Below are 2,985 nucleotides of genomic sequence, written 5' to 3' on the forward strand. Positions count from 1 at the left end.
CGAATAGTCGGACACCACTATATCCTTACTCTTGGGAAATCTACCTATTAACGGCGTTTGTTATATTTTCGTCACGGATTCAGGTTATTAATAATCTTTTTCGAGTCATTTCCAAATTCTTTGTACATCCACCAGTTCTTTACCGTTAAATGATAGTTTGTATATATCTGGCATTTCAAGTTCCTTCCAAAAGTTGAATCCATACTTTTTATCAAAATAATTCATGATTAACACCATAAGATTACCATGAGTACCGACAACGATGTTTTTCCCATCATTGTATTCTAATAATTGTATTGTCGCATTGACACCTCTTTTTTGAGCCATTCTATTTGATTCTCCACCATCCAATGAAAAGTCAAAGTCTTGCCATACCTTTGTAATGGCACTTGTAAAGTCAACTACAGGCTTCTCTGATAAAACTCTTTCTTTGAATTCATCCACTAAAACAATCTCTTTATCTATGTATTTAGCAATTCCTTCAACTGTTTGAATTGCCCGTTTATATGGACTTGAATAAATATTATCTATATTTTCTGTTTTTAGAAATTCAGTTACAGTATTTGCATCAAGATAGCCTTGTTCGGATAATGGTCTTCCTAATTCATCTGGAGTATATGTAGAGTGAGCATGCCTAACAAAATACAAATTAGTCGTCATTAAATTATCCCCCTAAAAGCAATTTCTTATATCCTATTATGTGTTAATCCAAACAAAAAAGAAAGTCTTATCCTGTTTCTGAATAAGGTGTGAATGCTAAACTAAAGTAGACCATTCCTGCTAGATAAAAATGAACACTTTTACTGAGATATGGGGGCAGGTATTTTGCATTTGATAGGTGTTGCCCCGGGGAGGGGCAACACCTATCAAATACATCGACGCTATTCCCCTGATAATAATTCCCTCGATACGATATAATAATATAGTTTGATTTATATTGTTATGGAGGAAGTAAAGGTGGACAAATGGGAAATGTACATGGAGATCAAGCAATTAAAAGAACAAGGATTTAAGATAAGAAGAATAGCCAGAAAGCTTGGTATATCAAGAACCACAGTATATAAATATCTGGAAAAGTCTCCGGAAGAAATGGCTTTGTGGGAGGCCTCAACAAAGACTCGAACTAAGAAGCTCGATGCTTATGAAATGATTCTTCATACTTGGCTGAGTGAAAACCCAGATGTGTCTTCGGCACAGATCCATGATTGGTTGATGGAGCACTACCCTAAACTAATTGTTGGGGAAAGTACGGTACGTAGTTATGTCAAAGAACTTCGTGAAAAATATGCCATACCAAAAGAGACACATCAACGGGTTTATCAAGCGATACCTGACCCGCCAATGGGGCAACAAGCTCAGGTAGACTTCGGGAAAACCAATCAGAAAACGCCTCAAGGTAAATGTGTAAAATTGTATTTTATAGGCTTTGTGCTATCGCATTCTAGATATAAGTATGTTGAATGGCTGGACAGGCCTTTTACGACAAAAGATATGATTCGCATGCATGAGCACGCTTTCCAATACTTTGGAGGGATGACCGATGAACTGGTATATGATCAGGATGCCCTGCTCATGGTAAACGAGAATGCGGGAGATTTAATTCTGACAAAGGAATTTCAGTCTTATCGGGAAGCGAGAAAATTGAAGGTCTATTTCTGCAGAAAAGCTGACCCGGAAAGCAAAGGGCGAATTGAGAATGTCGTTGGTTATGTGAAGGGCAATTTCGCCAAACACCGCATCTTTCAAAATATTGATCAATGGAATGAAAGCTGCATATCCTGGCTGGAGAGGACTGGGAACCGAAAAGTGCATAATAAAACAAAAAAAAGGCCAGTTGAAGTGTTTACATTGGAAAAGCAACACCTCAAACCGGTTATCAAAGAAATTACTACTACAAGTATTAATTCTAGTATAACAAGAACAGTGCGTAAGGACAATACGATCGTCTATCAATCCAATCGCTATTCGGTTCCTCTCGGAACCTATCAAAAAGATAAAGATGTCTATATTGAAATAACAGCTGAGAATCGTCTGGTAATACGTGAACAAACAGATGGGCCAGTTATTGCCAACCATATCATTTCATTCGAGAGAGGAAAACTTATACAAGATAGGCAGCACACACGAGATCGTACTAAAGGGATAGCTGCGTATATTTCCACTGTATCTTCGTATTTTAGAGATGAAGAAAGGGCTATAGCTTTTCTGAAAGAAATTCATCACAGATATCCACGTTATGTTCGGGATCAGCTGGGAATCGTTTTAAAGTTGTCTAAAGCTTCTGATCAAAGAACTAGGGATGAAGCATTGTGCGAATGCATCAAACGTGGGATATACAGTGCGAGTGAATATAGTGACGTACTGGCATTCATTCAGCGACAGCAGCAACAAAAAGAGGAATTTAAACGGGCAGAAGAGGAGATTAAGGCATTGCATGGCATAGAACCTTCACTTCTGGATACACAGCCGGAGAACCGGGAATTAGCACAATATTTGGATGTGTTGAAAGGAGCAACAAAGTATGACACAGTCACTTGAACAACTTCAGCAGCAGCTTCGAACATTGCGATTATCAGAGACGGCAAATCATTTGCCATCTCTGATTCAAGAAGCTGAATCACAAGATTGGACATACCGCACTTTTCTGGAACATCTGACTAGCTATGAGTTGGAACGCCGAGATGAGAAATTGATTGAAAAACGATTAAAATGGGCAACGTTTCCGTTTTACAAGACAATAGATGCATTCCAAGTAGACGAGCAACAATCGCTAAGTAGGAGACAGATCAATCAGTTAAAAGAATTCACATGGCTTGATCAGCTTTTTAATTTAATTATTCTGGGACCGCCTGGAGTAGGAAAAACACATTTGGCAACGGGATTAGGGATAGAGGCTGTTTTTTGCAAGCAAAAAGTGCAGAGAATTGCAAGAAAAAATACATAGGCTTGCCGGCTCAATGAATTTACCTTTCAACCGAGCGAGAA

At 38.4% G+C, this 2,985-nt stretch carries 3 protein-coding genes; 2 read left to right on the forward strand and 1 reads right to left on the reverse strand.

Annotated features, from left to right (window positions below):
- Nucleotides 1–105 precede the first annotated feature (105 nt).
- On the reverse strand, nt 106–660 hold the full coding sequence (locus IC21_RS04600) for a histidine phosphatase family protein (protein ID WP_029143173.1): 555 nt from the start codon (nt 658–660) through the stop codon (nt 106–108).
- Between the two features lie 312 nt (nt 661–972).
- Between IC21_RS04600 and istA the strand changes: the two genes are divergently transcribed.
- Complete coding sequence (istA, locus tag IC21_RS04605) at nt 973–2,538, forward strand: IS21 family transposase (protein WP_035180568.1); 1,566 nt, start codon at nt 973–975, stop codon at nt 2,536–2,538.
- On the forward strand, nt 2,522–2,944 hold the full coding sequence (locus IC21_RS04610; RefSeq protein WP_235801103.1) for an ATP-binding protein: 423 nt from the start codon (nt 2,522–2,524) through the stop codon (nt 2,942–2,944). Before istA ends, IC21_RS04610 begins: the two co-directional genes overlap by 17 nt.
- Nucleotides 2,945–2,985: the final 41 nt, after the last annotated feature.

It is taken from the genome of Heyndrickxia coagulans DSM 1 = ATCC 7050 (genome assembly GCF_000290615.1).
GTDB lineage: Bacteria > Bacillota > Bacilli > Bacillales > Bacillaceae_C > Weizmannia > Weizmannia coagulans.

Excerpts from the sequence above, each read along its gene's own strand:
- IC21_RS04600 (WP_029143173.1), bottom strand. The coding sequence starts at position 660 with ATGACGACTAATTTGTATTTTGTTAGGCATGCTCACTCTACATATACT.
- istA (WP_035180568.1), top strand. The coding sequence starts at position 973 with ATGTACATGGAGATCAAGCAATTAAAAGAACAAGGATTTAAGATAAGA.
- IC21_RS04610 (WP_235801103.1), top strand. The coding sequence starts at position 2,522 with ATGACACAGTCACTTGAACAACTTCAGCAGCAGCTTCGAACATTGCGA.